The sequence below is a fragment of the Pseudomonas sp. JBR1 genome (assembly GCF_028198185.1).
GTDB classification, from domain to species: domain Bacteria; phylum Pseudomonadota; class Gammaproteobacteria; order Pseudomonadales; family Pseudomonadaceae; genus Chryseomonas; species Chryseomonas oryzihabitans_E.
In genome coordinates this window covers 2,214,795-2,238,432 of the sequence record NZ_CP116340.1, presented here as the reverse complement: position 1 = coordinate 2,238,432, position 23,638 = coordinate 2,214,795, and the positions used below count along the sequence as shown (strand labels likewise).

Genomic DNA, 23,638 nt, shown 5'->3' with positions numbered 1-23,638 from the left:
CCCCTTTGCAGCTTCGCCCCTGACGGGGGAGGGACCCATGGGCGCCATAACCCGCCTGACCTGTTTCCATGATCCCGAGGATCACTACAGCCACCGGATCCGTCTGATCCTGGCGGAAAAGAACGTCGAGTGCGAGTTCATCGCCGTGCGTCGCGGCGAGTGTCCCCGGCAGCTGGCGGAGCACAATCCCTATGGCACCGTGCCGACGCTGATGGATCGCGACCTGGTGCTCTACGGGACCGAGGTGCTCATGGAGTACCTCGAAGAACGCTACCCGCATCCGCCGCTGCTGCCGGCCTATCCGGTCACCCGCGGTCAGTCGCGGCTGCTGATGCACCGCATCGGGCGCGACTGGTGCACCCTGGTAGACGCCATCCTGCAGGCCGCGCCGGGCGCCGATCTCGCTGTCGCGCGCAAGGAACTGCGGGAAAGCCTGACCGGCGTGGCGCCGATCTTCGCGGAAAAACCCTTTTTTCTGAGCGACGACTTTTCCCTGGTGGACTGTTGCCTGCTCCCCATCCTGTGGCGACTGCCGCGCCTGGGCATCGAATTGCCCCGAGCGGCCAAGCCGCTGCAGGACTACATGGATCGTATGTTCGCGCGCGACAGTTTCCGATCCAGTCTTTCGGTCACCGAGCGTGAGATGCGCTAGAGGAGAACCCCATGAATTCCAGTCGCCCCTACCTGGTCCGCGCGCTCTATGAGTGGATCGTGGACAACGACTGCACGCCTCACCTGCTGGTCAACGCCGACTACGCCGAGGTGCGCGTGCCGCCGGGCTATGCCAACGACGGCCAGATCGTGCTGAACGCTTCGCCCAGTGCCGTGCGTGACCTGCACATGGACAACGAAGCCGTGAGCTTCAACGGCCGCTTCGGCGGTGTGGCCTACAACCTCTACGTTCCGGTGGGCGCCATCCTCGCCATTTACGCTCGGGAGAACGGCCAGGGCATGGTCTTCGACAACGAGCCCAGCCCGCCGGATGACCAGGGCCCGGATAACGGCAGCGGCAAACCCGAGGCGCCGAAACCGGCTCCCGCGCGGCCGAGTCTGAAAGTGGTCAAATAACCCGGGCCAGCCTGCCGCGGAGCCTCTCTGCGGCAGTCATGAAAAAGCCCCTGTCGGCTAGGCCGACAGGGGCTTTTTCATGACCGGTACCTGCTCAGCGTTTGAGCGACGCCGGCAGGTGCGGCTGAATCTGAGTCAGCAGACCGCGGAAGCACTTGGGATTGCCGGCGACGATGTGACCCTTCTCGAGGAAGTCGTGGCCACCGTTGAAGTCGCCGATCAGGCCACCGGCTTCCTGCACCAGCAGGGCGCCCGCAGCCATGTCCCACTCCGACAGGCCCATTTCCCAGAACGCATCGAAACGACCGGCGGCGACATAGGCCAGGTCCAGCGCGGCGGAACCGGCGCGGCGGATGCCCGCGGTCTGGCCGATCAGGCTGCGGAACATGCCCAGGTAGTTGTCCAGGTGGTCGACGTCATTGGCACGGAAGGGAAAGCCGGTGCCCAGCAGGGCGCCTTCCAGGCTGCGGCGGTTGGTGACGCGGATGCGACGACCGTTCAGGGCGGCACCGCGGCCACGGCTGGCGGTGAATTCTTCCTGGCGTACCGGATCGAGGACCACGGCGTGTTCCAGGCGGCCCTTGTACTTGCAGGCGATGCTCACCGAGAAGTGCGGAACGCCACGAATGAAGTTGGTGGTGCCATCCAGCGGGTCGACGATCCAGACGTAGTCGGCGCCTTCGCCTTCGCCTGCCAGGTAGCCGGATTCCTCACCGTAGAAGCCGTGGGTGGGGTAGGCCTTGCGCAGGATGGCGAGAATGGTCTGCTCGGCAGCGCGATCGACTTCGGAAACGAAGTCATTGGCGCCTTTTTCGTCGACGGCGATAACGTCCAGGCGCTCAATCGAACGGAAAATCAATTCACCGGCGCTGCGGGCCGCGCGCAGTGCGATGTTCAGCATGGGCTGCATGGATAAATCACCTGGGTTGTATAAGGAAAGCCGGCAATGATAGCAGACTTCGCGGCGCTGGAAGGGGTATTCGTGGCAAGCGGGCGCGTGTGGGCGTAGTATACGGCGCCGATTTCCCGCGTCCGCTCGAGGATAGCCACGTGCTGAATAACATCCGCGTCGTTCTGGTCAACACCAGCCATCCCGGCAATATCGGCGGTGCCGCCCGGGCTATGAAGAACATGGGCCTGTCGCGCCTCTATCTGGTCGATCCCGAGGATTTTCCCAGCGGCGAAGCCAATGCCCGTGCCTCCGGGGCCAACGACGTGCTCGACGCCGCCATCGTCGTCGACACCCTGGAAGAGGCCCTGACCGGCTGCAGTCTGGTGCTGGGCACCAGCGCCCGGGATCGTCGTATCCCCTGGCCGCTGCTGGATCCACGCGAATGCGCCACCACTTCCCTGGCCCAGGTGGAGCAGGGCGGCGAAGTGGCCCTGGTGTTCGGGCGTGAATACGCCGGCCTCACCAACGAAGAGCTGCAGCGCTGCCATTATCATGTGCACATCCCCTCGGACCCGGCCTTCGGCTCGCTCAACCTCGCCGCAGCGGTCCAGGTGCTGGTGTACGAAGTGCGCATGGCCTGGCTCGCCGCGCAGAACCAGCCGACCAAGATGAACAAGGTCGAAGCCACCGCCATGCTCAACACCCAGCCGGTGACGGTGGAGGAGCTGGAGCTCTACTACGAGCACCTGGAGCAGACCCTGGTGGAGATCGGCTTCCTCGATCCGGCCAAGCCGCGCCACCTGATGAGTCGCTTGCGACGCCTCTATGGGCGGTCCGGCATCAGCAAGCTGGAGATGAACATCCTGCGCGGCATCCTGACCGAAACCCAGAAGGCCGCCCGTGGCGAATCCCACCCGCGGACTATCCCTCCGATAGATAATGCCTGAGTGATTTGGTTGGTTTTATAGTTGACCTTTTTTGTCGGGAATCCGATAATCGAGCTCATCCGATGCAACCCGCTCGAGTTCGTCATGAGACTGACTACCAAAGGCCGCTATGCCGTAACCGCCATGCTCGACCTGGCGCTGCACGCCCAGCGCGGCCCGGTGTCGCTGGCCGACATTTCCGAGCGGCAGGGCATCTCGCTGTCCTACCTGGAACAGCTGTTCGCACGTCTGCGTCGTGGTTCGCTGGTCAACAGCGTGCGCGGTCCGGGCGGGGGTTATCAGCTGGCGCGCGACATGGGTGGTATCCATGTGGCGCAGGTGATCGATGCCGTCAATGAATCCGTGGATGCCACCCGTTGCCAGGGCGGCGGTGGCTGCCATCAGGGCGATACCTGCCTGACCCACCACCTCTGGTGCGATCTGAGCGATCAGATCCACACCTTTCTCAGTGGCATCACCCTGGCTGACCTGGTCGCCCGCAACGAGATCCAGCAGGTTGCCAAGCGTCAGGACAACAAGGTCTGTGCCAGCAAGCAATCGCCGTTAGCGGTCGAAAAAATCGAAGCGTCCACCATCGACTGAGCAGAGACGCCCGTCTGATTAGGAGTAACCGATGAAATTGCCGATCTACCTAGACTATTCCGCCACCACGCCCGTCGATCCGCGCGTCGCTCAGAAGATGAGCGAGTGCCTGCTGGTGGACGGCAACTTTGGCAACCCCGCATCGCGCTCCCACCTGTTCGGCTGGAAGGCCGAGGAGTCGGTGGAAAACGCCCGTCGTCAGGTGGCCGAACTGGTCAACGCCGACCCGCGCGAGATCGTCTGGACCTCCGGTGCCACCGAGTCCGACAACCTGGCCATCAAGGGCGCCGCGCACTTCTACCAGAACAAGGGCAAGCACCTGATCACCTCCAAGATCGAGCACAAGGCGGTGTTGGACACCACCCGTCAGCTCGAGCGCGAAGGCTTCGAGGTGACCTACCTCGAGCCGGGCGAAGATGGCCTGATCACCCCCGACATGGTCGAGGCGGCCCTGCGTGACGACACCACCCTGGTGTCCATCATGCACGTCAACAACGAGATCGGCACCGTCAACGACATCGCTGCCATCGGCGAACTGACCCGCTCCCGGGGTGTGCTCTTCCACGTCGATGCCGCTCAGTCCACCGGCAAGGTCGACATCGATCTGCAAAAGCTCAAGGTCGACATGATGTCCTTCTCGGCGCACAAGACCTATGGTCCCAAGGGCATTGGCGCGCTCTACGTCAGCCGCAAGCCGCGCGTTCGTATCGAGGCCCAGACCCACGGTGGCGGTCACGAGCGCGGTATGCGTTCCGGCACCCTGGCGACCCACCAGATCGTCGGCATGGGCGAAGCCTTCCGCATCGCCAAGGAAGAGATGGCGCAGGAAAATGTCCGTATCAAGGCCCTGAGCGATCGTTTCTACCGTCAGTTCGAAGGCCTGGAAGAGGTCTACCTGAACGGCAGCCTGATCCATCGTGTGCCGCATAACCTGAACCTGAGCTTCAACTACGTCGAAGGCGAGTCGCTGATCATGGCGCTCAAGGATCTGGCGGTGTCGTCCGGTTCGGCCTGTACCTCGGCGTCCCTGGAGCCGTCCTACGTCCTGCGTGCCCTGGGCCGCAATGACGAGCTGGCGCACAGCTCCATCCGCTTCACCTTCGGTCGCTTCACCACCGAAGAAGACGTTGACTATGCCGCGAGCAAGGTCACCGAAGCCGTCAACAAGTTGCGCGAATTGTCTCCGCTGTGGGACATGTTCAAAGAAGGCGTAGACCTGAGTCAGGTCGAGTGGCAAGCCCACTGACCCACCCTGATAAGCGAGGATTGAACCATGGCATACAGTGAAAAGGTCATCGACCACTACGAAAACCCGCGCAACGTCGGCAAGTTCGACGCGGCTGATCCCGATGTCGGTACCGGCATGGTCGGCGCTCCGGCCTGCGGCGACGTGATGCGTCTGCAGATCAAGGTCAACGAGCAGGGCATCATCGAAGATGCCAAGTTCAAGACCTACGGCTGTGGCTCCGCCATCGCTTCCAGCTCCCTGGCCACCGAGTGGATGAAGGGCAAGAGCATCGAGGAAGCGGCGTCGATCAAGAACAGCATGATCGCCGAAGAACTGGCCTTGCCGCCGGTGAAGATCCACTGCTCGGTGCTTGCCGAAGACGCCATCAAGGCGGCGGTAAGCGACTACAAGCAGAAGAAAGGCCTGCTCTAAGGAGGATCCATGGCGATCAGCATGACCGAGTCCGCCGCCCGTCACGTGCAGCGGTCCCTCGATGGGCGCGGCAAGGGTGAGGGCATCCGCCTGGGCGTTCGTACCACGGGTTGCTCGGGACTGGCCTACGTACTCGAGTTCGTCGACGAATTCGCGGCCGAGGATCAGGTGTTCGAAAGCCATGGCGTCAAGGTCATCATCGACCCCAAGAGCCTGGTCTACCTGGACGGCACCGAGCTGGATTTCGTGCGTGAAGGCCTCAACGAGGGCTTCAAGTTCAACAATCCCAACGTGCGTGGCGAGTGTGGCTGCGGCGAAAGCTTCAACATCTGAGGCCTTCCATGGGTAAGCCCTGTCACTTTGCGCTGTTCGAGCTCGTGCCTGCCTTCGAGATCGATCAAGCGGGTCTGGCCTCGCGTTATCGCGACCTGGCCCGCACGATCCATCCGGATCGTTTCGCCGATGCGCCCGAGCGCGAACGTCGCCAGGCGCTAGAGCGGTCGGCGGAGCTCAACGAGGCCTATCACGTGCTGCGCGCGCCGTCGCGTCGTGCGCGTTATCTGCTGGAGCTCGAAGGGCATGAGATGCCGCTCGAAGCGACCATCCAGGATACCGATTTCCTCATGCAGCAATTGCAGTGGCGCGAGGAGTTGGAAGACCTGCAGGACGCCGGCGACAGCGCGAGCATTCCCGCCTTCCGCCAGCGTCTCAAGGACGCGCAGCGCGACATCGAGCAGGCCTTTGCCGCGATCTGGCAGGATCCCGCCCAGCGCGAGCCTGCCGAACGCCTGGTCCGTCGCATGCAGTTTCTCGACAAGCTGGCCAGCGAGATCCGCCAGCTCGAAGAGCGTCTGGACGATTAATCACAGGTGTCGCTCAGGCACCGACAACCATAAGCCGACTAGCCAATGGCTCTATTGCAGATAGCCGAACCCGGAATGGCGCCCAAGCCGCACCAGCGCAAGCTGGCGGTGGGCATCGATCTGGGCACTACCAATTCCCTCGTGGCCGCCGTCCGCAGTGGCGTGGCCGAGACCCTGCCCGATCTGCAGGGCGAGGTGATCCTGCCGTCCGCCGTGCGCTACGCCGTCGACGGTGTGGAAGTGGGGGCGGGCGCCAAGGCCGCTGCCGCCCAGGATCCCTTCAATACCATTCTTTCCGTCAAGCGCCTCATGGGGCGTGGTATCGCCGACGTCAAGCAGCTGGGTGAGCAGTTGCCCTATCGCTTCGTCGCTGGTGAATCGGAAATGCCGTTCATTGATACCGCCGCCGGACGCAAGAGTCCGGTCGAGGTGTCCGCGGACATCCTGCGGGTGCTGCGCGAGCGGGCCGAAGCCAGCCTTGGCGGCGAACTGGTCGGCGCCGTCATCACCGTGCCGGCCTATTTCGACGACGCCCAGCGTCAGGCCACCAAGGACGCCGCCCGCTTCGCCGGGCTGAACGTGCTGCGCCTGCTCAACGAACCCACCGCCGCGGCCGTGGCCTATGGCCTGGATCGAGGCGAGGAGGGCGTGGTCGCCATCTATGACCTGGGTGGCGGTACCTTCGATATCTCCATTCTGCGCCTGACCCGTGGTGTCTTCGAGGTCATGGCCACCGGCGGCGACAGCGCCCTGGGTGGCGACGATTTCGATCATGCCATCGCCGGCTGGATCGTCCAGCAGGCCGGCCTGTCCAGCGATCTGGATCCGGGTACCCAGCGGCGTCTGCTGCAGAGCGCCTGCGCCGCCAAGGAAGCCCTGTCGGCCGCCGAGCGCGTCGAGGTCAGCCATGGCGACTGGTCGGGCGTGCTGGAGCGCAGCACCTTCCAGGAGCTCATCGCCCCGCTGGTCGCGCGCAGCCTCAAGGCCTGCCGCCGTGCCCTGCGTGATGCGGAAGTGGAGCCGGTGGAGATCTCCGCCGTGGTCATGGTCGGTGGTTCCACCCGCGTGCCCTATGTGCGCGAAGCCGTGGGCGAACTGTTCGAGTGCACCCCGCTCACCGATATCGATCCGGATCGCGTGGTCGCCATCGGCGCTGCCCTGCAGGCCGATTCCCTGGCCGGCAATCGTGCCGGCGAAGAACTGCTGTTGCTGGACGTCATCCCGCTGTCCCTGGGTCTAGAAACCATGGGCGGCCTGATGGAGAAGATCATTCCGCGCAACACCACCATCCCGGTGGCGCGGGGGCAGGACTTCACCACCTATCGCGACGGCCAGACCGCCATGCTGGTGCATGTGCTGCAAGGCGAGCGCGAACTGGTCAAGGACGCCCGCTCGCTGGCCCGCTTCGAGCTGCGCGGCTTCCCACCCATGGTCGCCGGTGCGGCCAAGATCCGCGTCACCTTCCAGGTCGACGCCGACGGCCTGCTCGGCGTCAGTGCGCGTGAGTTGTCCAGTGGGGTGGAAGCCAGTGTCCAGGTCAAGCCGTCCTACGGTCTGACCGATGGCGAGATCGCCAATATGCTGCAGGATTCCTTCCGTCACGCCGGCGACGACATGCAGGCCCGCGCGCTGCGTGAGCAGCAGGTCGAGGCGCGGCGGTTGATCGAGGCGGTCACCGCCGCGGTCGCCACTGATGGCGAGCGGTTGCTGGACGCCGAGGAGCGTCAGGTGATCGAGCTGGAAATTGGCCGGCTGGCCGAGCTGCTGGAAGCCACTGACGTCCAGGCGCTCGAAGAGCAGACCAAGCGTCTTTCTCAGGTGACCGATGCCTTCGCCGCCCGGCGGATGAACGCCTCGGTCAAGGCGGCCCTGGCGGGTCGCCGTCTCAACGATATCGAGGAGTAGTTCCATCATGCCGCAGATCACCCTGCTGCCCCACGCCGAGCACTGCCCCGAGGGCGCGGTCTTCGAAGCCAGCGAAGGCGAAACCATCATCGCCGCGGCCATGCGCAACGGCATCGACATCGAGCACGCCTGCGAGATGTCCTGTGCCTGCACCACCTGTCACGTGGTCGTCCAGGAAGGCTTCGACTCCCTCGAACCTTCCGATGAACTCGAAGACGACATGCTGGACAAGGCCTGGGGTCTGGAAATGCGTTCGCGCCTGTCCTGCCAGGCGGTAGTTGGCAGCGAAGACCTGGTGGTGGAGATTCCGCGCTACACCATCAACCAGGTTTCCGAAGGTCACTGAGGACAGCTGTCATGGCACTGAAATGGACCGATGTGCTGGATATCGCCATCGAACTCAACGACGCCCATCCCGACGTTGATCCGCGCTACGTGAACTTCGTCAAGCTGCGTAACTGGGTCGTGGACCTGCCGGAGTTCGACGACGATCCCCAGCGCGGTGGAGAGAAGGTGCTGGAGGCCATCCAGGCCGCCTGGATCGACGAGTCCGCCTGACGCATCGCCCGTACCGCGCTACGCTTTTCACCGGGACCCGCGTATAATCCGCGGGTTTCGTTTTTGCTCTATTCCCACATTCGGAGTTCACATGTCTGTTCAACGTACCCTGTCGATCATCAAGCCCGATGCCGTATCCAAGAATGTCGTCGGTGAGATCGTCACCCGCTTCGAGAAGGCTGGCCTGCGCGTCGTCGCTGCCAAGATGGTCCAGCTGTCCGAGCGCGAGGCCGGTGGCTTCTACGCCGAACACAAAGAGCGTCCCTTCTTCAAGGATCTGGTCTCCTTCATGACCTCGGGTCCGGTCGTGGTTCAGGTGCTGGAAGGCGACAACGCCATCGCCAAGAACCGTGAGCTGATGGGCGCTACCGATCCCAAGAAAGCCGACGCCGGTACCATCCGTGCCGACTTCGCCGTCTCCATCGACGAAAATGCCGTCCATGGTTCGGATTCCGAAGCGTCCGCCGCTCGCGAGATCTCCTACTTCTTCGCAGCTACCGAAGTCTGCGAGCGCATCCGCTAAGGATGAGCGCCGGCCAGGGAAGCGGCCAGCCCGCCTTCCTGGCACCGCCCGCGCCTCGCGCGGGCTTCAAACAGATTTCGTCGAGGTGATCCCATGACCACAGCCACCGATAAGGTCAATCTGCTGGGCCTGACCCAGCCGCAACTCGAGTCGTTCTTCGAGTCCATCGGGGAGAAGCGCTTCCGCGCCGGCCAGGTCATGAAGTGGATCCATCACTTCGGCATCGACGATTTCGACGCCATGAGCAACCTGGGCAAGGCACTCAAGGAAAAGCTCAAGGCCGCCGCGGAAATCCGTGGGCCCGAGATCGTCAGCGAAGATATCTCCCGCGACGGCACCCGCAAGTGGGTGATCCGCGTCGCCTCCGGCAGCTGCGTCGAGACCGTCTACATTCCGCAGAACGGCCGTGGCACCCTGTGCGTGTCGTCCCAGGCCGGTTGCGCCTTGGACTGCAGCTTCTGCTCCACTGGCAAGCAGGGTTTCAACAGCAACCTCACCGCCGCTGAAGTGATCGGCCAGGTGTGGATCGCCAACAAGTCCTTTGGCAGCGTACCGGCCAAGATCGACCGCGCCATCACCAACGTGGTGATGATGGGCATGGGCGAGCCGTTGCTGAACTTCGACAACGTCGTCTCCGCCATGCGCATCATGATGGACGACCTCGGCTACGGCATCTCCAAGCGCAAGGTCACCTTGTCCACCTCGGGCGTGGTGCCGATGATCGAGGAGCTGGCCAAGCACATCGACGTCTCCCTGGCGCTGTCGCTGCACGCGCCCAACGACGAGCTGCGCAATGAGCTGGTGCCGATCAACCGCAAGTATCCGTTGGCCATGCTGCTCGATGCCTGCCAGAGATACATCGGGCAACTGGGCGAGAAGCGTGTCCTGACCATCGAGTACACCCTGCTCAAGGACGTCAACGACCTGCCCGAGCACGCGCTGCAGATGATCGAGCTGCTGCGCAACGTGCCCTGCAAGATCAACCTGATTCCCTTCAATCCCTTCCCGCACTCCGGATACGAGCGGCCGAGCAAGAACGCCACCCGTCGTTTCCAGGAGCTGCTGCAGCAGGCCGGTTTCAACGTCACGGTGCGTACCACCCGTGGCGACGATATCGACGCCGCCTGTGGTCAGCTGGTGGGGCAGGTCATGGACCGTACCCGCCGTAGCCAGCGTTACATCGCCGTCCGCCAGCTCGACGGTGCCGAAACCGTAACGCCACTCCAGGGCTGAGGGCGCGACCATGGCGATCACGCGCTTTGCGGCTGTCGCGCTCGCCCTGGTGGTCGGCGGCCTCGCCGGCTGCGTGACCGAGGGTGATCGCAATCCCATGGATACCCGCCAGGGGCGGATGCAGGCGCGTGATGCCTATATCCAGCTCGGCCTCGGCTATGTCCAGCAGGGCAATACCGAACAGGCCAAGGTGCCGCTGAAAAAGGCCCTGGAGCTGGATTCCTCCAGCGCCGACGCCCATGCCGCGCTGGGGCTGGTTTTCCAGGCCCAGGGCGAGACGGAACTGTCGGATCAGGAGTATCGCCTGGCTCTGCGCGAGCGGCCCCACGATGCACGCATCCTCAACAACTACGGCAGCTTCCTCTATGAGCAGGGGCGCTACAAGGATGCCTATGAGCGCTTTACCCAGGCCGCCGAGGACAGCCTGTACCCCGAGCGCGCCCGGGTGTTCGAGAATCTCGGCCTGACCGCCCTGCGACTCAATCAGGTCGACTTGGGCAAGGAAAATCTGGAAAAATCCCTGCGACTGGATCGCAATCAGCCCAGGGCTCTGTTCGAATTGGCTCAACTGGCCTACCAGACGCGCGACTATGTGCCGTCCCGGAACTATTACCAGGCCTTCAGCCAGCTCAGTCCCCAGGATGCCCGCAGCCTGTTGCTCGGGATCCGCCTCGCCGAAGTGTTCAACGACCGCAACACCGCCGCGAGTTATGCCCTGCAGCTGAAGCGCCTGTACCCGAACTCACCTGAATATCGTCAACTTCAGTCGGAGCAGAAATGACCGCAGTGCAATCCGAAGCGGTACACGCCGGACGGGGTAATCCCGGTGAGATCTTGCGTCAAAAGCGCCTGGCGCTTGGCTGGAGCCAGGCTCAGGTCGCCCAGAATCTCAATCTTAGCGAGCGCATCATCGAGCAGCTCGAAACCGGTAACTATCAGCAGATGCCGGGGCACACCTTCGCCCGCGGCTACACCAAGGCCTATGGCAAGTTGCTTGGCCTGGACCAGGTCGAACTGGTGCGTACCTTCGATGGCTATACCGGCACCGATGCCAAGGGCAGTACGGTCCACAGCCTGGGACGCCTCGACGAGCCGGTGCGGCTGTCGCGCAATGTCCTCAGGTTCGTCAGTTTCATCCTGGTGGTGCTGTTCATCGCCATGGGTCTGTTCTGGTGGCAAGAGCGCAGCCGTCAGGCCTCCAGCAGCAGTGCCGTGAGCATGGAGCATGTCGAGGTCGAGGGCGCCGATGGCAAGACCGAGATCCATCCCATCGACGAGCCGGAAGAGCAGCCCCCGGTCGCCACCCAGCCACCGGCGCCGGGCGTGCCGTCACCGGTGGGTACGCCCACGCCCGATACCAATGCCATCGCCGCCATGACTACGCCGAGCGAGATGCCGGCACCGACGCCGACGACGGGGACGAGCGCGCCAGCCACCACTGCACCAGCCACCACGCCGTCGGCCAGCCCGACGACTGCGGCGGCTGCCTCGCCTACCACGGGTAGCGACAGCCTGAGCATCCGCTTCACGGCCAACTGCTGGACGCAGGTCAGCGACAGCACGGGCAAGATTCTCTTCAGCGGTGTGAAAAAGGGTGGCGAGAGCCTCGACTACGCCTCGATCAAACCGCCCGTGAACATCCGTCTCGGCTTCGCGCGCGGTGCCCAGATCACCTACAACGGTCAGGTCGTCGACCTTGCGCCCTTCACCAAGGGCGAGACCGCCCGCATCAAACTCGGTCAGGCCGGACAATGACGTCCGGCGACCTCATGGGAAACCAGCATGCATAGCGAATCGCCCATCAAACGTCGGCTGTCCCGCAAGATCTGGGTCGGCTCGGTGCCGGTCGGCGGCGATGCTCCCATCGCCGTGCAGAGCATGACCAACACCGAAACCTGCGACGTCGACGCCACCGTGGCCCAGATCCAGCGTCTGCAGGACGCCGGTGCCGACATCGTACGTGTCTCCGTCCCCGACATGGACGCCGCCGAAGCCTTTGGTCGCATCAAGCAGCGGGTCAGCCTGCCGCTGGTGGCCGACATCCACTTCGACTACAAGATCGCCCTGCGCGTGGCCGAGCTGGGTGTGGATTGCCTGCGTATCAACCCCGGTAACATCGGTCGCGAAGACCGGGTCAAGGCGGTGGTCGATGCAGCCCGCGAGCGCGGTATCCCGATCCGCATCGGCGTCAATGCCGGTTCGCTGGAAAAGGATCTGCAGAAAAAGTATGGCGAGCCCACTCCGGAAGCCCTGGTGGAGTCGGCCATGCGCCACGTCGACCATCTGGAGAAGCTGGACTATCCCGACTTCAAGGTCAGCGTGAAGGCCAGTGACGTCTTCATGGCCGTGGCGGCCTACCGCCAGCTGGCCACCCGTATCGAGCAGCCACTGCACCTGGGTATCACCGAAGCCGGCGGCCTGCGCTCGGGCACGGTGAAGTCCGCCGTGGGGTTGGGCATGCTGCTGGCCGAAGGCATCGGCGACACCATCCGCATCTCCCTGGCGGCCGATCCGGTCGAGGAGATCAAGGTCGGTTTCGACATCCTCAAGTCCCTGCGCCTGCGCTCGCGGGGCATCAACTTCATCGCCTGCCCGAGCTGCTCGCGGCAGAACTTCGATGTGGTCAAGACCATGAACGAGCTGGAAGGGCGCCTGGAAGACCTGCTGGTGCCCCTGGACGTCGCCGTGATCGGCTGCGTGGTCAACGGTCCCGGCGAAGCCAAGGAAGCCCATGTCGGCCTGACCGGAGGTACGCCGAACAACCTGGTGTACATCGATGGCAAGCCGGCGTCCAAGCTGAACAACGACAATCTGGTGGACGAGCTGGAAGGGCTCATCCGCCGCAAGGCGGCCGAAAAGGCCGAAGCGGATGCCGCGCTCATCGCGCGCAGCTGAAAGATCAAGGAATAAGGCCCTTTCGTGAGCAAGTCCCTGCAAGCCATCCGTGGCATGAACGATATCCTGCCGGAGCAGACTCCGGCCTGGCGTTACCTGGAACGTACCTTCGCGACGCTGCTCGACGGCTATGGCTACCACGAGATCCGTCTGCCCATCATGGAGTTCACCGAACTCTTCGCCCGTGGCATTGGCGAGGGCACCGACGTGGTGGACAAGGAGATGTACACCTTCCTCGACCGCAACGAGGAGTCCCTGACCCTGCGTCCGGAAGGCACCGCGGGTTGCGTGCGGGCCGTGCTCGAACACGGCATGACCGGTGGTGGCCAGGTGCAGAAGCTCTGGTACGCCGGGCCCATGTTCCGTTATGAGAAGCCGCAAAAGGGTCGCTATCGCCAGTTCCACCAGATCGGCGTGGAGGTGTTCAACCTGCCCGGTCCGGACATCGATGCCGAACTGATCGTGCTCACCGCGCGCCTCTGGCAACGCCTGGGCCTGACCGACGCCGTGACCCTGCAGCTCAACAGCCTGGGTTCCAGCGCCGATCGCGCCCGCTATCGCGAAGCCCTGGTGGCCTATCTACAGGAACGCTTCGAGCAGCTCGACGAAGACAGCCAGCGCCGCCTGACCACCAATCCGCTGCGCATCCTCGACAGCAAGAACGCCCAGACCCAGGCGCTGCTGCAGGACGCCCCGACCCTGGCCGACTACCTGGACGACGAGTCCCGCGCGCACTTCGACGGCCTCAAGGCCCGTCTGGACGCCGCCGGGATCCGCTACCAGATCAACCCCAAGCTGGTGCGTGGCCTGGACTACTACGGCCGTACGGTCTTCGAGTGGGTCACCGACAAGCTGGGCGCCCAGGGCACCGTCTGTGCCGGTGGCCGCTACGACGGCCTGATCACCCAGTTCGGCGGCAAGCCCACCCCGGGTGTCGGCTTCGCCATGGGGGTCGAGCGCCTGGTGCTGCTGCTGGAAACCCTGGAATGCCTGCCTGGCGATCTGCAGCGACCCGCCGATCTCTACCTGTGCGCCTTTGGCGAGGCGGCCGAGCTGGCCGGCCTGAAGTTGGCAGAACAGTTGCGCGATGCCCGTCCGGACCTGCGTCTGCTGGTCAATGCCGGTGCCGGCAGCTTCAAGAGCCAGTTCAAGAAGGCCGACAAGAGCGGCGCGCTCTGGGCCATGATCCTGGGTGAAGACGAACTGGCCGCGCAACAGGTGGCACTCAAGCCGCTGCGTGGCGATGCGCCCCAGGAAAAGGTCGATTTCGCGGCCCTGGCCGCCCGTCTGGACGAGATTTTGCCCCTGGCCGGTTCCGGTCGCGGGAATTGAGGAGAACGGATTTGAGTTCCATCGACGACGACAATCTGGTGGTCGCCAAGGCCTGGTGGCAGCGTAACGGCAAGCCGCTGGTGGCGGGTGGCGTCATCGCCCTGGTGGCGGTGCTCGGCTGGCAGGGCTGGCAGCGTTACCAGAACAGCCAGGCGCAAGGCGCTTCGGTGCTCTATCAGCAACTGGTGGAAGCCGCGCTGGCTCCCGGTGGCAAGGTCGACACCGCCCGGGTGACGGATACCTACGGCAAGCTCAAGCAGGATTATTCCGGTACTGCCTACGCCCAGTACGGTAGTCTCTTCGTCGCCAAGGTGGCGGTGGAGAACAATCGCCTGGACGACGCGGCCGCCGAGCTCAAGGCCGTGGTGGACAAGCCCCATGACGCCGAACTCGGCGAGCTGGCGCGCCAGCGCCTGGCTCGGGTGCTGGCTGCCCAGGGCAAGGCCGAAGAGGGTCTCAAGCTGCTGGATGGCGAGGCGCCCAAGGCCTATGTCGCCAATCGCGAAGAATTGCGCGGTGATCTCCTGGTGGCGCTGAAGAAGCCCGCCGAAGCGCGTGCCGCCTATGAAAAAGCCCGCGCCGCGTTGCCCAACGATGCAGCCGAAGGCGTGCTGCAGATGAAACTCGATGATCTCGCCAAAGGAGACGCCTGATGTTGCGCTGGAAGCCTATCGCGGTACTGGGTCTCGCCCTTGCGGTCGTCGGGTGCAGCAGCACCGGTAAAAAGGAACTGCCCCCCGCCGAGCTCAAGGATATCAAGGCGGAAGTCCGCCTGGATGAAGTCTGGAGTCGCTCGGTGGGCGACGGCCAGGGCAAGGAATACAACCGCCTGGTCCCTGCCGTCGACGGCCAAACCATCTTTGCCGCCGATGCCGATGGCCGGGTCATGGCGATGAATCGCGAGACCGGCCAGGTGTTGTGGAAGAAGGATCTCGACCTGCCTGTGTCCGGCGGTGTCGGCGTGGGCTCCGGTCTGGTGCTGGTCGGCACCCTGCGGGGCCAGGTGATCGCCCTCGACGCCAGCAGTGGCGACGAGAAGTGGCGTGCCCAGGCGTCCAGCGAAGTGTTATCGGCGCCGGTCGTCAACGATGACGTGGTGGTGGTGCAGTCCCAGGACGACAAACTGCAGGCCTTCGAGCTGGGCAGTGGTACTCGTCGCTGGATCTACGAAGACACCCAGCCGGTGCTGAGTCTGCGTGGCACCGGTGCCCCCCTGATCGCCAACCAAGTGGTCATGGCCGGTTTCGCCAGCGGCAAGGTCGTCGCCTTGGACGTGCAGCGCGGCTTGCCGCTGTGGGAACAGCAGATCGCCGTGCCCAAGGGCCGTTCCGAACTGGAGCGGATCGTCGACGTCGACGGTGGCCTGTCGCTGTCGGGCGATACCCTCTATGTGGTCAGCTACAACGGCCGCGTGGCCGCGCTCAATCCGGCCAACGGCCAGATCCTTTGGCAGCGCGATGCCTCCAGCTACGACGGCGTGGCCGAAGGCTTCGGCAACGTCTACCTGAGCCTGGACAACGGTACCGTCGAAGCGGTCGAGGAATCCTCGACCTCCGCCCTGTGGACCAACGCCGATCTGGCCCGTCGCCAGCTCACCGGCCCGGTGGTCTGGTCGAGCAATGTGGTGGTGGGCGACTATGCCGGCTACATCCATCTGCTGAGCCAGGTCGATGGTCGTTTCGTTGGCCGGACCAAGGTCGATGGTGACGGCGTCCGGGTACGGCCACTGGTCGTCGGCGACATGCTCTACGTTTACGGCAATGGCGGTAAACTCGTCGCCTATCGTCTGCGCTAGAAATTATTATCCTCAACCGATGGCCGCTACCGTGAAGTTCGGTAGCGGCCATCGTGTTTTCTGCTCTGGGAGAGCCGCATGGTTCCCGTAATTGCCCTGGTGGGGCGGCCGAACGTCGGCAAATCCACGCTTTTCAACCGCCTGACCAAGACTCGCGATGCCATCGTCGCCGACTTCGCCGGCCTGACCCGTGATCGCAAGTACGGCGAAGCCAAGTGGCAGGGGCGTACCTACATCGTGGTCGACACTGGCGGCATCTCCGGTGACGAGGAAGGCATCGACCTGAAAATGGCCGAGCAATCGCTGCAAGCCATCGAAGAATCCGATGCGGTGCTGTTCCTGGTGGACTCCCGCGAAGGGATGACCGTCGCCGATCAGATGATCGCCGAGCACCTGCGCAAGCGAAACAAGCGCACCTTCCTGGTGGCCAACAAGGTCGACACCGTCGACCCGGATATCGCCCGGGCGGAATTCAGCCCCCTGGCCATCGGCGATGCCTATCCCATCGCAGCGGCCCATGGCCGTGGCGTGAACAACCTGCTGGAAGCCGCCCTGGGTGTCTTTCCCAAGGACGAGGTCGAAGTCGAGGAGCTCTCCGAGGAGCAGGTCCGTGCCGCCGCGGAAGAGGGCGGTGACGTCTTCCGCCGCGTCCAGGGCATCGACGAGACCACCGGCATCAAGATTGCCGTCATCGGCCGTCCCAACGTGGGCAAGTCGACCCTGGTCAACCGCATGCTCGGCGAAGAGCGGGTGATCGTCTATGACCAGGCCGGCACCACCCGCGACAGTATCTACATCCCCTTCGAGCGCAACGAAGAACGCTACACCCTGATCGACACCGCTGGCGTGCGCCGCCGCGGCAAGGTCTTCGAGGCGGTCGAGAAGTTCTCGGTGGTCAAGACGCTGCAGGCGATCCAGGACGCCAACGTAGTGATCTTCGTCATGGACGCCCGCGAGGGGGTGGTCGAGCACGACCTCAACCTGCTCGGCTTCGTGCTGGAAACCGGCCGCGCGCTGGTGATCGCCCTGAACAAGTGGGACGGCATGGAGTCCGGCGAGCGCGACTACGTCAAGACCGAACTGGAACGTCGCCTGCTGTTCGTCGACTTCGCCGACATCCACTTCATCTCGGCGCTGCATGGCACTGGGGTGGGTCACCTGTACAAGTCGGTGCAGCAATCCTTCGCCTCGGCCACCACCCGCTGGCCCACCAGCCGCCTGACCCAGATCCTCGAGGATGCGGTGCAGGAGCACCAGCCGCCGATGGTCAGTGGCCGGCGCATCAAGCTGCGCTACGCCCACCTGGGTGGTGCCAACCCGCCGCTGATCGTCATCCATGGTAACCAGACCGATGCGGTGCCCAAGTCCTATACCCGCTACCTGGAAAAGACCTATCGCCGGGTGCTCAAGCTGGTGGGGACGCCGATTCGCATCGAATACCGCGGTGGCGAGAACCCCTTCGAGGGCAAGAAGAACACCCTCACCGAGCGCCAGGTCAACAAGAAGCGCCGGTTGATGAGCCACCACAAGAAGTCCGAGAAGAAGCGCAAGGACAAGCGGCGCTAGACCGTAGGACGCTGCGAAAGGAAGGGGGCTTGATAGCCCCCTTTTTCTTTTGGGCGCTCTGTCAGCATTCCCGTAGTGATGCTCCAGTGGAAAGGGCTGTGCAGTGACCCTCACCCTGGCCCTCTCCCAGAGGGAGAGGGGATGTCTGGATGAGAGCCTTTACCTGAGCCCATCTCGGTGGACATCCTCATCGCGGCTATGGCGGTGCGCTGATGCGACCGGATGCACTGAGCTACCTCCTCTCCCTGGGGAGAGGGTTGGGGTGAGGGCGTCCCCGCGGCTTCACCCGTGGAAAAGGCTGCGCCGTTTTCCACGCTAGGTGATTTGCCCTATTTAGGGTATGGCGGTCCGGCTCCTACGGAACCCGAGGTTCTGTTGATCGCGGCCATGGGCCGCTCCTACAGGATTCGAGCTTCTGTAGGAGCGGCCCATGGCCGCGATGAGCGTTGGTCGAGCGTCTAGCTGGGCGCGCGAACCGAACCGCTCCCTTTCCAAGCTGCCTCTCTTGCCCTCGCCGGGAAAAAATCGCAGGCTGCTGGTCTTTTCAACCAGACCCGTGCCCGCGCGATGATCCAGAGCAAGCTTCCCGACCTCGCCGTCACCATCTTTACCCGCATGTCCCAGCTCGCCGCCCAGACCGGTGCGCTGAATCTGTCCCAGGGCTTTCCCGACTTCGACGGACCCGCCGAACTGCTGGCCGCGGTCGGTCGCCATGTGGCGGCCGGGCACAACCAGTACGCACCCATGACCGGGTTGCCGGCGCTACGCCAGCAGGTGGCCGCCAAGGTCGCCCACTTCTATGGCCGTGAGGTGGATGCCGACGCCGAGGTCACCATCGTGCCGGGGGCCACCCAGGGGCTGTTCTGCGCCTTGCAGACGCTGGTGCGGCCAGGTGACGAGGTCATCGTCTTCGATCCCTGCTATGACAGCTACGAGCCTTCGGTGCAGCTGGCGGGTGGGCGCTGTGTGCACGTGCCCCTGGCGCTGCCGGGCTTCGGCATCGATTGGGCGGCGCTGGAGGCGGCCCTGAGCCCCCGCACCCGCGCCATCGTGCTCAATACCCCGCACAATCCCAGCGGGGCCCTGGTCAGCGCGGCGGAACTGGACCGCCTGGCCGACCTGATTCGCGGTCGTGATCTCTATCTGGTCAGCGACGAGGTCTACGAGCATCTGGTCTATGACGGCGAGCGCCATGCCAGCGTCATCGCCCATGACGAGCTCTATGCCCGCGCCTTCGTGGTGAGTTCCTTTGGCAAGACCTATCACGTCACCGGCTGGAAGACCGGCTATGTGGTGGCGCCGCCAGCGCTGTCGGCCGAGTTGCGCAAGGTCCACCAGTACGTGAGCTTCTGTGGGGTTACGCCGATCCAGGGTGCCCTGGCCGACTTCATGGCTGCTCATCCCGAGCACCTGAGCGAACTTCCGGGCTTCTACCAGGCCAAGCGGGATCTCTTCTGCGATCTGCTGGGTCATTCGCGCTTCAGCTTCCAGCGCGCCGCCGGCACCTATTTTCAGGTGGTCGACTATTCCGCCATTCGCCCGGATCTGGACGATGTGGCCATGGCCGAATGGCTGACCCGCGAGCACGGCGTCGCCGCCATTCCGCTGTCGGTGTTCTACCAGGCGCCGCCCACGGACCTGCGCCTGGTGCGCTTCTGCTTCGCCAAGCGCGAAGACACCCTGCGGCAGGCAGCGGAGCGGCTATGCGCGATCTGACCCCCGGCCAGGACCTGCGCCTGGCGCTGCTGCAGACTGAACTGGTCTGGCACGATCCGGCCGCCAACCGTGCCCACTTCGAGCAACTGCTGGCACGGGTAGGAGAGACCGACCTGGTCATCCTGCCGGAGATGTTTACCACCGGCTTTTCCATGGAGTCGGCGGCCCTCGCCGAACCCGCCGATGGGCCGACCGCCGTCTGGCTGCGCGAACAGGCCCGGCGGATCGGCGCCGTGGTGACGGGCAGCCTGATCGTGCAGGACGAAGATGGACGGCATCGCAACCGGCTGCTGTGGGCGACGCCCGAAGGCGAGTTGCTGCACTACGACAAGCGTCATCTCTTTCGCATGGCCGGTGAGCACGAGCATTACGCGCCTGGCGAGCAGCGCCTGGTGCTGACCCTCAAGGGGTGGCGGATCCGGCCGCTGATCTGCTACGACCTGAGATTCCCGGTCTGGAGTCGCGCTCAGGACGATACCGACCTGCTGCTCTACGTGGCCAACTGGCCAGCGCCTCGGCGTGGGCATTGGAATCAGCTGCTGCCGGCGCGGGCCATCGAGAATCTCTGCTATGTCGCGGCGGTGAACCGCATCGGCAGTGACGGCAATGGCCATCCCTATGCCGGTGACAGCCAGGTGCTGGACTTCCAGGGTGAACCCCTAGTCGAGGCCGGCGCAGCCGCCGGCATCTTCCATACGACCCTGTCAGCCGCGGCCCTGGCCGGCTATCGCGAGCGCTTTCCGGCGCAGCGCGACGCTGATGCCTTCCGCCTGGGCTGATCAGGCCCAGAAGGGCGCTGGCTGGGCGGCGTGCTGGTGGATCAGGGCGACGGCCCGGTCCACGTCCGCCTCGCTGGTGTAGCGGCCCAGGCTGAATCTGTAGCTGCGCGCGGCCTGCTCGGCGCTCAGGCCCAGACCCAGCAGCACATGGGAGGGCGCCGCCTTGGCCGAACTACAGGCCGACGTAGTGGAAAAGGCTAGCTGACGCTGCAGCGCCGCGGTGTCGAGCGGCGTAGCGAAGGTCAGATTGAGGGTATGGGGGATGCGCTGCCGGGCGCAGCCGTTCAGCTGCATGCCGGGCAAGGTCTGGACGCCGGCCAGGAACCGCGCGCGCAACTGGCCGAGACGCTCGTTCTCCCGCGCCATGGCCTGGCCGGCGAGGGCGAAGGCGGTCCCCATGCCCACGATCTGGTGAGTGGCCAGGGTCCCCGAGCGCAGCCCGCGCTCATGGCCGCCGCCGTGGATCTGCGCCTGCAGGGCACCCTCCGCCCGCGGGCCGACGTAGAGGGCGCCGATGCCCTTGGGACCATAGGTCTTGTGTGCGGAAAAGGACATCAGATCGACCGCCAGGCTGGCCAGATCGATGGCGACCTTGCCGGTGGCCTGGGCGGCGTCCACGTGGAAGAGGGCACCCCGGGCACGGACCTGCTGGCCGATATGGTTGATGTCGGTCAGGGTGCCGAGCTCGTTGTTCACCAACATCAGCGAAACCAGGCAGGTGTCCTCCCTCCAAGCCTGTGCGACGGCGTCGGGGGTGATGAGACCTGCTGCGTCCGGGGTCAGGTAGGTAACGGCGAACCCCTCGGCTTCCAGTTGAGCTGCGGTGTCCAGGACCGCCCGGTGTTCCAGGCAACTGGTGATGAGATGGCCATGGCCACGGCGACGGGCCACGCCAAGCAGAGCGAGATTGTTGGATTCGGTGGCGCCGGAGGTCCAGATCAGCTGCTCGGGCCGGGCGCCGACCAGTTCGGCTACCTGCTGGCGGGCATTGTCCACGGCGCGCTGGGCGTCGCTACCGAAGGCGTGACCACGCGAGGCAGGGTTGCCGAAGATGCCTTGGCGACCCATGCAGCCGAGCATGGCTTCGATGACGGTCTCGTCGACCGGGGTGGTGGCGGCGTAATCGAAATACAGGGGGTAAGCGTCCATGGCGGCCTCGGGCGTTTGAATGCGTCTAGGCTAACGCCACGGGTCTCGAAGAAATTTGCTTTCTGGCTGCTCGTTGGTTGTCGGGTGAGAATATAATTCCAGGATAAGGCCGCTTTAGAGAAAACTATTCCATGGATCGCTTCGATCGCGCCATTCTTGAGGTGTTACAGCAGGACAGCACCCGGCCAGTGGCCGATATCGCCGAGCGTATCGGCCTGGGTACCACCGCCTGCTGGCGGCGTATCCAGAGGCTGGAGGAGCAGGGCGTCATTCGTGCCCGGGTGGCGCTGCTCGATCCACGGCAGCTCAACGTGGGTGTGACCGTATTCGTCTCGGTGCGCACCAACCAGCACGCCATGGACTGGCTGCAGCGCTTCCATGCGGCGGTGGCGGCCATTCCGGAGGTGGTGGAGCTCTATCGCATGGCCGGCGATACCGACTACCTGATGCGCATCGTGGTGCCGGACATCGCCGCCTACGACGGTGTCTACAAGCGCCTGATTCAGGTACCCGGCCTGCTGGACGTCAGCTCCAGCTTCGCCATGGAGCAGATCAAGTACAGCACGGCGTTGCCGTTGGATTATGTGCGGTAGCGGATCGCGATGCCCTCACCCCAGCCCTCTCCCGGAGGGAGAGGGGGGTGTTATCCGAGCAGGCGTTTGGCTTCGGCAGCTTCTAGCTGATACGTAGCGTGGAAAACGGCGTAGCGTTTTACACTGGCGCTGGCTGAGAGATGTTGCCCTCACCCCAACCCTCTCCCGGAGGGAGAGGGGGTTATCCAAGCTAGCGTTTGGCTTCGGCAGCCTCCAGCTGATACGTAGCGTGGAAAACGGCGCAGTCTTTTCCACTGGCGCTGGCTGAGAGATGTTGCGCTCACCCCAGCCTTCTCCCGGAGGAAGAGGGGTTATCCGAGCAGGCGTTTGGCTTCGGCAGCCTCCAGCTGATACGTAGCGTGGAAAACGGCGTAGCCTTTTCCACTGGTGCTGGGTGAGAGATGTTGCCCTCACCCCAGCCCTCTCCCGCAGGGAGAGGGGGTTATCCGCGCAGGTGCTCCTATCCGTGAGCTCGCAAGGTCAAGACTGACGTCTTGACTTCATATCTCCGGCTGCAGTCATCGCGGCCATGGGCCGCTCCTACATGGAACTTGAATGGTAGGAGTGGCCGTCATGGTGCACCGGCATGGCCGCGATAGGAGTCTGCAGCGGGGCCTGGGCGCGTCATTCGCGATAGGCGCTGACCTGATCCAGCAGGGTGATGTCATCGGCGGGCAGCTGCAGCCGAGTGGCGGCGATCAGGTCGTCGAGCTGGGCCTGGGAGGTGGCGCTGGCGATGGGGGCGGTGATGCTGGGACGGGCGATCAGCCAGGCCAGTGCGACCTGGGCCGGGGTGGCGTCGTGCTTTTCGGCGATCTCGTCGAGACCGGCGAGAATGGCCATGCCGCGTTCGTCCAGATAGCCTTTGACCATCTCTGCCCGCGCGCCCTGGAGATCATCCTTGGTGCGGTACTTGCCGGTAAGAAAGCCACTGGCCAGGGAGAAGTAGCTGATCACGCCCAGGCCGAGCTCCTGGACTACCGGTTCCAGATCGGTCTCGTAGTCCTTGCGCGCGTGCAGATTGTAGTGCGGCTGCAGGCTCTGGTAGGCCGGCACGCCCAGGCGCTCGGCGACCTGGGCCGCTTCGCGCAGGCGCTGGCCACCATGGTTGGAGGCGCCGATCACCCGCACCTTGCCCTGTTCCACCAGGCGGGCGAAGGCCCCCAAGGTCTCTTCCAGAGGGGTGTCCTGATCATCGCAATGCGCCTGGTAGAGGTCGATGCGATCGGTCTGCAGGCGCTTGAGCGAGGCCTCCACCGCCTGCTGTACATAGTTGGCGCCAAGGCCCTTGCGACCCTCGCCCATGTCCATGCCCAGCTTGGTGGCCAGGATCACCTGATCGCGCTTGCCGCTCCGGGCGAACCACTTGCCGAGCAGGGTCTCGGACTCGCCGCCACGGTTGCCTGGCGCCCAGCGCGAATAGACGTCGGCGGTGTCGATGAAATCCAGGCCGGCGTCGAGCAGCGCGTCCAGCATACGAAAGGACTGGGCTTCGTCCAGCGTCCAGCCAAAGACGTTGCCACCGAAGCAGAGGGGCGGGACCTGCAGGTCGGAGTGGCCGAGGGTACGTTTTTGCATGGGA

General features: G+C 64.3%; 26 protein-coding genes. 23 read left to right on the top strand and 3 right to left on the bottom strand.

What is annotated here, in order from left to right:
* Positions 1–37: 37 nt before the first annotated feature.
* A complete protein-coding gene (locus PJ259_RS10380) occupies positions 38–652 on the top strand; it encodes a glutathione S-transferase N-terminal domain-containing protein (RefSeq protein WP_059315838.1) in 615 nt (204 codons plus the stop codon).
* Positions 653–663: 11 nt separating this feature from the next.
* Complete coding sequence (locus tag PJ259_RS10375) at positions 664–1,068, top strand: ClpXP protease specificity-enhancing factor (RefSeq protein ID WP_271655689.1); 405 nt, start codon at positions 664–666, stop codon at positions 1,066–1,068.
* A gap of 94 nt (positions 1,069–1,162) precedes the next feature.
* On the opposite strand, the gene suhB is transcribed toward PJ259_RS10375, so the two are convergent.
* Entirely contained in the window at positions 1,163–1,978 is an 816-nt protein-coding gene (gene suhB / locus PJ259_RS10370) for a type III secretion system regulator SuhB (protein ID WP_059315836.1), read from the bottom strand.
* A gap of 140 nt (positions 1,979–2,118) precedes the next feature.
* Between suhB and trmJ the strand changes: the two genes are divergently transcribed.
* The 20 genes from trmJ to PJ259_RS10270 all read left to right on the top strand — a co-directional run bounded on the left by trmJ (position 2,119) and on the right by PJ259_RS10270 (position 20,314).
* Positions 2,119–2,907 (top strand): tRNA (cytosine(32)/uridine(32)-2'-O)-methyltransferase TrmJ, encoded by a 789-nt coding sequence (gene trmJ, locus PJ259_RS10365; RefSeq protein ID WP_059315835.1) that lies wholly within the window; start codon positions 2,119–2,121, stop codon positions 2,905–2,907.
* Between the two features lie 84 nt (positions 2,908–2,991).
* Positions 2,992–3,489: a Fe-S cluster assembly transcriptional regulator IscR gene (gene iscR / locus PJ259_RS10360; RefSeq protein WP_059315834.1), complete on the top strand. Its 498-nt coding sequence runs from the start codon at positions 2,992–2,994 to the stop codon at positions 3,487–3,489.
* Positions 3,490–3,520: 31 nt separating this feature from the next.
* On the top strand, positions 3,521–4,735 hold the full coding sequence (locus tag PJ259_RS10355) for an IscS subfamily cysteine desulfurase (RefSeq protein WP_059315833.1): 1,215 nt from the start codon (positions 3,521–3,523) through the stop codon (positions 4,733–4,735).
* Between the two features lie 27 nt (positions 4,736–4,762).
* Entirely contained in the window at positions 4,763–5,149 is a 387-nt protein-coding gene (gene iscU / locus PJ259_RS10350; protein WP_007162419.1) for a Fe-S cluster assembly scaffold IscU, read from the top strand.
* 9 nt (positions 5,150–5,158) lie between these two features.
* On the top strand, positions 5,159–5,482 hold the full coding sequence (iscA, locus tag PJ259_RS10345; RefSeq protein WP_007162420.1) for an iron-sulfur cluster assembly protein IscA: 324 nt from the start codon (positions 5,159–5,161) through the stop codon (positions 5,480–5,482).
* Positions 5,483–5,490: 8 nt separating this feature from the next.
* Positions 5,491–6,012, top strand: coding sequence for a co-chaperone HscB (gene hscB / locus PJ259_RS10340; RefSeq protein WP_059315832.1), 522 nt, complete (start codon positions 5,491–5,493; stop codon positions 6,010–6,012).
* A 45-nt stretch (positions 6,013–6,057) separates the two neighbouring features.
* Positions 6,058–7,917, top strand: coding sequence for a Fe-S protein assembly chaperone HscA (hscA, locus tag PJ259_RS10335; protein ID WP_059315831.1), 1,860 nt, complete (start codon positions 6,058–6,060; stop codon positions 7,915–7,917).
* Positions 7,918–7,924: 7 nt separating this feature from the next.
* Entirely contained in the window at positions 7,925–8,263 is a 339-nt protein-coding gene (gene fdx, locus PJ259_RS10330; protein WP_017639751.1) for an ISC system 2Fe-2S type ferredoxin, read from the top strand.
* Positions 8,264–8,274: 11 nt separating this feature from the next.
* Positions 8,275–8,475 carry a Fe-S cluster assembly protein IscX gene (iscX, locus tag PJ259_RS10325; protein WP_017639750.1) on the top strand — a complete coding sequence of 67 codons (201 nt, stop codon included), beginning with the start codon at positions 8,275–8,277 and terminating at the stop codon, positions 8,473–8,475.
* A 91-nt stretch (positions 8,476–8,566) separates the two neighbouring features.
* Positions 8,567–8,998, top strand: a complete 432-nt coding sequence (gene ndk / locus PJ259_RS10320) for a nucleoside-diphosphate kinase (protein ID WP_007162425.1) — start codon at positions 8,567–8,569, stop codon at positions 8,996–8,998.
* Positions 8,999–9,091: 93 nt separating this feature from the next.
* Positions 9,092–10,231, top strand: a complete 1,140-nt coding sequence (gene rlmN / locus PJ259_RS10315) for a 23S rRNA (adenine(2503)-C(2))-methyltransferase RlmN (protein WP_059315830.1) — start codon at positions 9,092–9,094, stop codon at positions 10,229–10,231.
* A 10-nt stretch (positions 10,232–10,241) separates the two neighbouring features.
* The gene (gene pilW, locus PJ259_RS10310; RefSeq protein ID WP_059315829.1) at positions 10,242–11,012 is read left to right on the top strand and encodes a type IV pilus biogenesis/stability protein PilW; all 771 of its coding nucleotides are present in this window, start codon (positions 10,242–10,244) and stop codon (positions 11,010–11,012) included.
* A complete protein-coding gene (locus PJ259_RS10305) occupies positions 11,009–11,986 on the top strand; it encodes a RodZ domain-containing protein (RefSeq protein ID WP_271655688.1) in 978 nt (325 codons plus the stop codon). The genes pilW and PJ259_RS10305 overlap by 4 nt, the downstream gene beginning before the upstream one ends.
* Before the next feature lie 27 nt (positions 11,987–12,013).
* Entirely contained in the window at positions 12,014–13,126 is a 1,113-nt protein-coding gene (ispG, locus tag PJ259_RS10300) for a flavodoxin-dependent (E)-4-hydroxy-3-methylbut-2-enyl-diphosphate synthase (protein WP_058759998.1), read from the top strand.
* 24 nt (positions 13,127–13,150) lie between these two features.
* A complete protein-coding gene (hisS, locus tag PJ259_RS10295) occupies positions 13,151–14,458 on the top strand; it encodes a histidine--tRNA ligase (protein ID WP_017639745.1) in 1,308 nt (435 codons plus the stop codon).
* An 11-nt stretch (positions 14,459–14,469) separates the two neighbouring features.
* Positions 14,470–15,111, top strand: a complete 642-nt coding sequence (locus PJ259_RS10290; RefSeq protein WP_271655687.1) for a tetratricopeptide repeat protein — start codon at positions 14,470–14,472, stop codon at positions 15,109–15,111.
* On the top strand, positions 15,111–16,253 hold the full coding sequence (gene bamB, locus PJ259_RS10285) for an outer membrane protein assembly factor BamB (protein WP_059315826.1): 1,143 nt from the start codon (positions 15,111–15,113) through the stop codon (positions 16,251–16,253). The genes PJ259_RS10290 and bamB overlap by 1 nt, the downstream gene beginning before the upstream one ends.
* Positions 16,254–16,331: 78 nt before the next feature.
* Positions 16,332–17,819 (top strand): ribosome biogenesis GTPase Der, encoded by a 1,488-nt coding sequence (der, locus tag PJ259_RS10280; protein ID WP_271655686.1) that lies wholly within the window; start codon positions 16,332–16,334, stop codon positions 17,817–17,819.
* Positions 17,820–18,386: 567 nt separating this feature from the next.
* Positions 18,387–19,535, top strand: a complete 1,149-nt coding sequence (locus tag PJ259_RS10275; protein ID WP_271655685.1) for a pyridoxal phosphate-dependent aminotransferase — start codon at positions 18,387–18,389, stop codon at positions 19,533–19,535.
* Positions 19,523–20,314, top strand: coding sequence for an amidohydrolase (locus tag PJ259_RS10270; protein WP_271655684.1), 792 nt, complete (start codon positions 19,523–19,525; stop codon positions 20,312–20,314). The genes PJ259_RS10275 and PJ259_RS10270 overlap by 13 nt, the downstream gene beginning before the upstream one ends.
* Here the strand turns inward: PJ259_RS10270 and PJ259_RS10265 are convergent, their stop codons facing one another.
* A complete protein-coding gene (locus tag PJ259_RS10265) occupies positions 20,315–21,463 on the bottom strand; it encodes an aminotransferase class V-fold PLP-dependent enzyme (RefSeq protein ID WP_271655683.1) in 1,149 nt (382 codons plus the stop codon).
* A 131-nt stretch (positions 21,464–21,594) separates the two neighbouring features.
* On the opposite strand from PJ259_RS10265, the gene PJ259_RS10260 reads away from it, so the two are divergent.
* Complete coding sequence (locus tag PJ259_RS10260; protein ID WP_271655682.1) at positions 21,595–22,056, top strand: Lrp/AsnC family transcriptional regulator; 462 nt, start codon at positions 21,595–21,597, stop codon at positions 22,054–22,056.
* Between the two features lie 624 nt (positions 22,057–22,680).
* On the opposite strand, the gene PJ259_RS10255 is transcribed toward PJ259_RS10260, so the two are convergent.
* The gene (locus PJ259_RS10255) at positions 22,681–23,634 is read right to left on the bottom strand and encodes an aldo/keto reductase (protein WP_271655681.1); all 954 of its coding nucleotides are present in this window, start codon (positions 23,632–23,634) and stop codon (positions 22,681–22,683) included.
* Positions 23,635–23,638: the final 4 nt, after the last annotated feature.

Excerpts from the sequence above, each read along its gene's own strand:
- PJ259_RS10380 (WP_059315838.1), top strand. The coding sequence starts at position 38 with ATGGGCGCCATAACCCGCCTGACCTGTTTCCATGATCCCGAGGATCAC.
- PJ259_RS10375 (WP_271655689.1), top strand. The coding sequence starts at position 664 with ATGAATTCCAGTCGCCCCTACCTGGTCCGCGCGCTCTATGAGTGGATC.
- suhB (WP_059315836.1), bottom strand. The coding sequence starts at position 1,978 with ATGCAGCCCATGCTGAACATCGCACTGCGCGCGGCCCGCAGCGCCGGT.
- iscR (WP_059315834.1), top strand. The coding sequence starts at position 2,992 with ATGAGACTGACTACCAAAGGCCGCTATGCCGTAACCGCCATGCTCGAC.
- PJ259_RS10355 (WP_059315833.1), top strand. The coding sequence starts at position 3,521 with ATGAAATTGCCGATCTACCTAGACTATTCCGCCACCACGCCCGTCGAT.
- iscU (WP_007162419.1), top strand. The coding sequence starts at position 4,763 with ATGGCATACAGTGAAAAGGTCATCGACCACTACGAAAACCCGCGCAAC.
- iscA (WP_007162420.1), top strand. The coding sequence starts at position 5,159 with ATGGCGATCAGCATGACCGAGTCCGCCGCCCGTCACGTGCAGCGGTCC.
- hscB (WP_059315832.1), top strand. The coding sequence starts at position 5,491 with ATGGGTAAGCCCTGTCACTTTGCGCTGTTCGAGCTCGTGCCTGCCTTC.
- hscA (WP_059315831.1), top strand. The coding sequence starts at position 6,058 with ATGGCTCTATTGCAGATAGCCGAACCCGGAATGGCGCCCAAGCCGCAC.
- fdx (WP_017639751.1), top strand. The coding sequence starts at position 7,925 with ATGCCGCAGATCACCCTGCTGCCCCACGCCGAGCACTGCCCCGAGGGC.
- iscX (WP_017639750.1), top strand. The coding sequence starts at position 8,275 with ATGGCACTGAAATGGACCGATGTGCTGGATATCGCCATCGAACTCAAC.
- ndk (WP_007162425.1), top strand. The coding sequence starts at position 8,567 with ATGTCTGTTCAACGTACCCTGTCGATCATCAAGCCCGATGCCGTATCC.
- rlmN (WP_059315830.1), top strand. The coding sequence starts at position 9,092 with ATGACCACAGCCACCGATAAGGTCAATCTGCTGGGCCTGACCCAGCCG.
- pilW (WP_059315829.1), top strand. The coding sequence starts at position 10,242 with ATGGCGATCACGCGCTTTGCGGCTGTCGCGCTCGCCCTGGTGGTCGGC.
- PJ259_RS10305 (WP_271655688.1), top strand. The coding sequence starts at position 11,009 with ATGACCGCAGTGCAATCCGAAGCGGTACACGCCGGACGGGGTAATCCC.
- ispG (WP_058759998.1), top strand. The coding sequence starts at position 12,014 with ATGCATAGCGAATCGCCCATCAAACGTCGGCTGTCCCGCAAGATCTGG.
- bamB (WP_059315826.1), top strand. The coding sequence starts at position 15,111 with ATGTTGCGCTGGAAGCCTATCGCGGTACTGGGTCTCGCCCTTGCGGTC.
- der (WP_271655686.1), top strand. The coding sequence starts at position 16,332 with ATGGTTCCCGTAATTGCCCTGGTGGGGCGGCCGAACGTCGGCAAATCC.
- PJ259_RS10275 (WP_271655685.1), top strand. The coding sequence starts at position 18,387 with ATGATCCAGAGCAAGCTTCCCGACCTCGCCGTCACCATCTTTACCCGC.
- PJ259_RS10270 (WP_271655684.1), top strand. The coding sequence starts at position 19,523 with ATGCGCGATCTGACCCCCGGCCAGGACCTGCGCCTGGCGCTGCTGCAG.
- PJ259_RS10265 (WP_271655683.1), bottom strand. The coding sequence starts at position 21,463 with ATGGACGCTTACCCCCTGTATTTCGATTACGCCGCCACCACCCCGGTC.
- PJ259_RS10260 (WP_271655682.1), top strand. The coding sequence starts at position 21,595 with ATGGATCGCTTCGATCGCGCCATTCTTGAGGTGTTACAGCAGGACAGC.
- PJ259_RS10255 (WP_271655681.1), bottom strand. The coding sequence starts at position 23,634 with ATGCAAAAACGTACCCTCGGCCACTCCGACCTGCAGGTCCCGCCCCTC.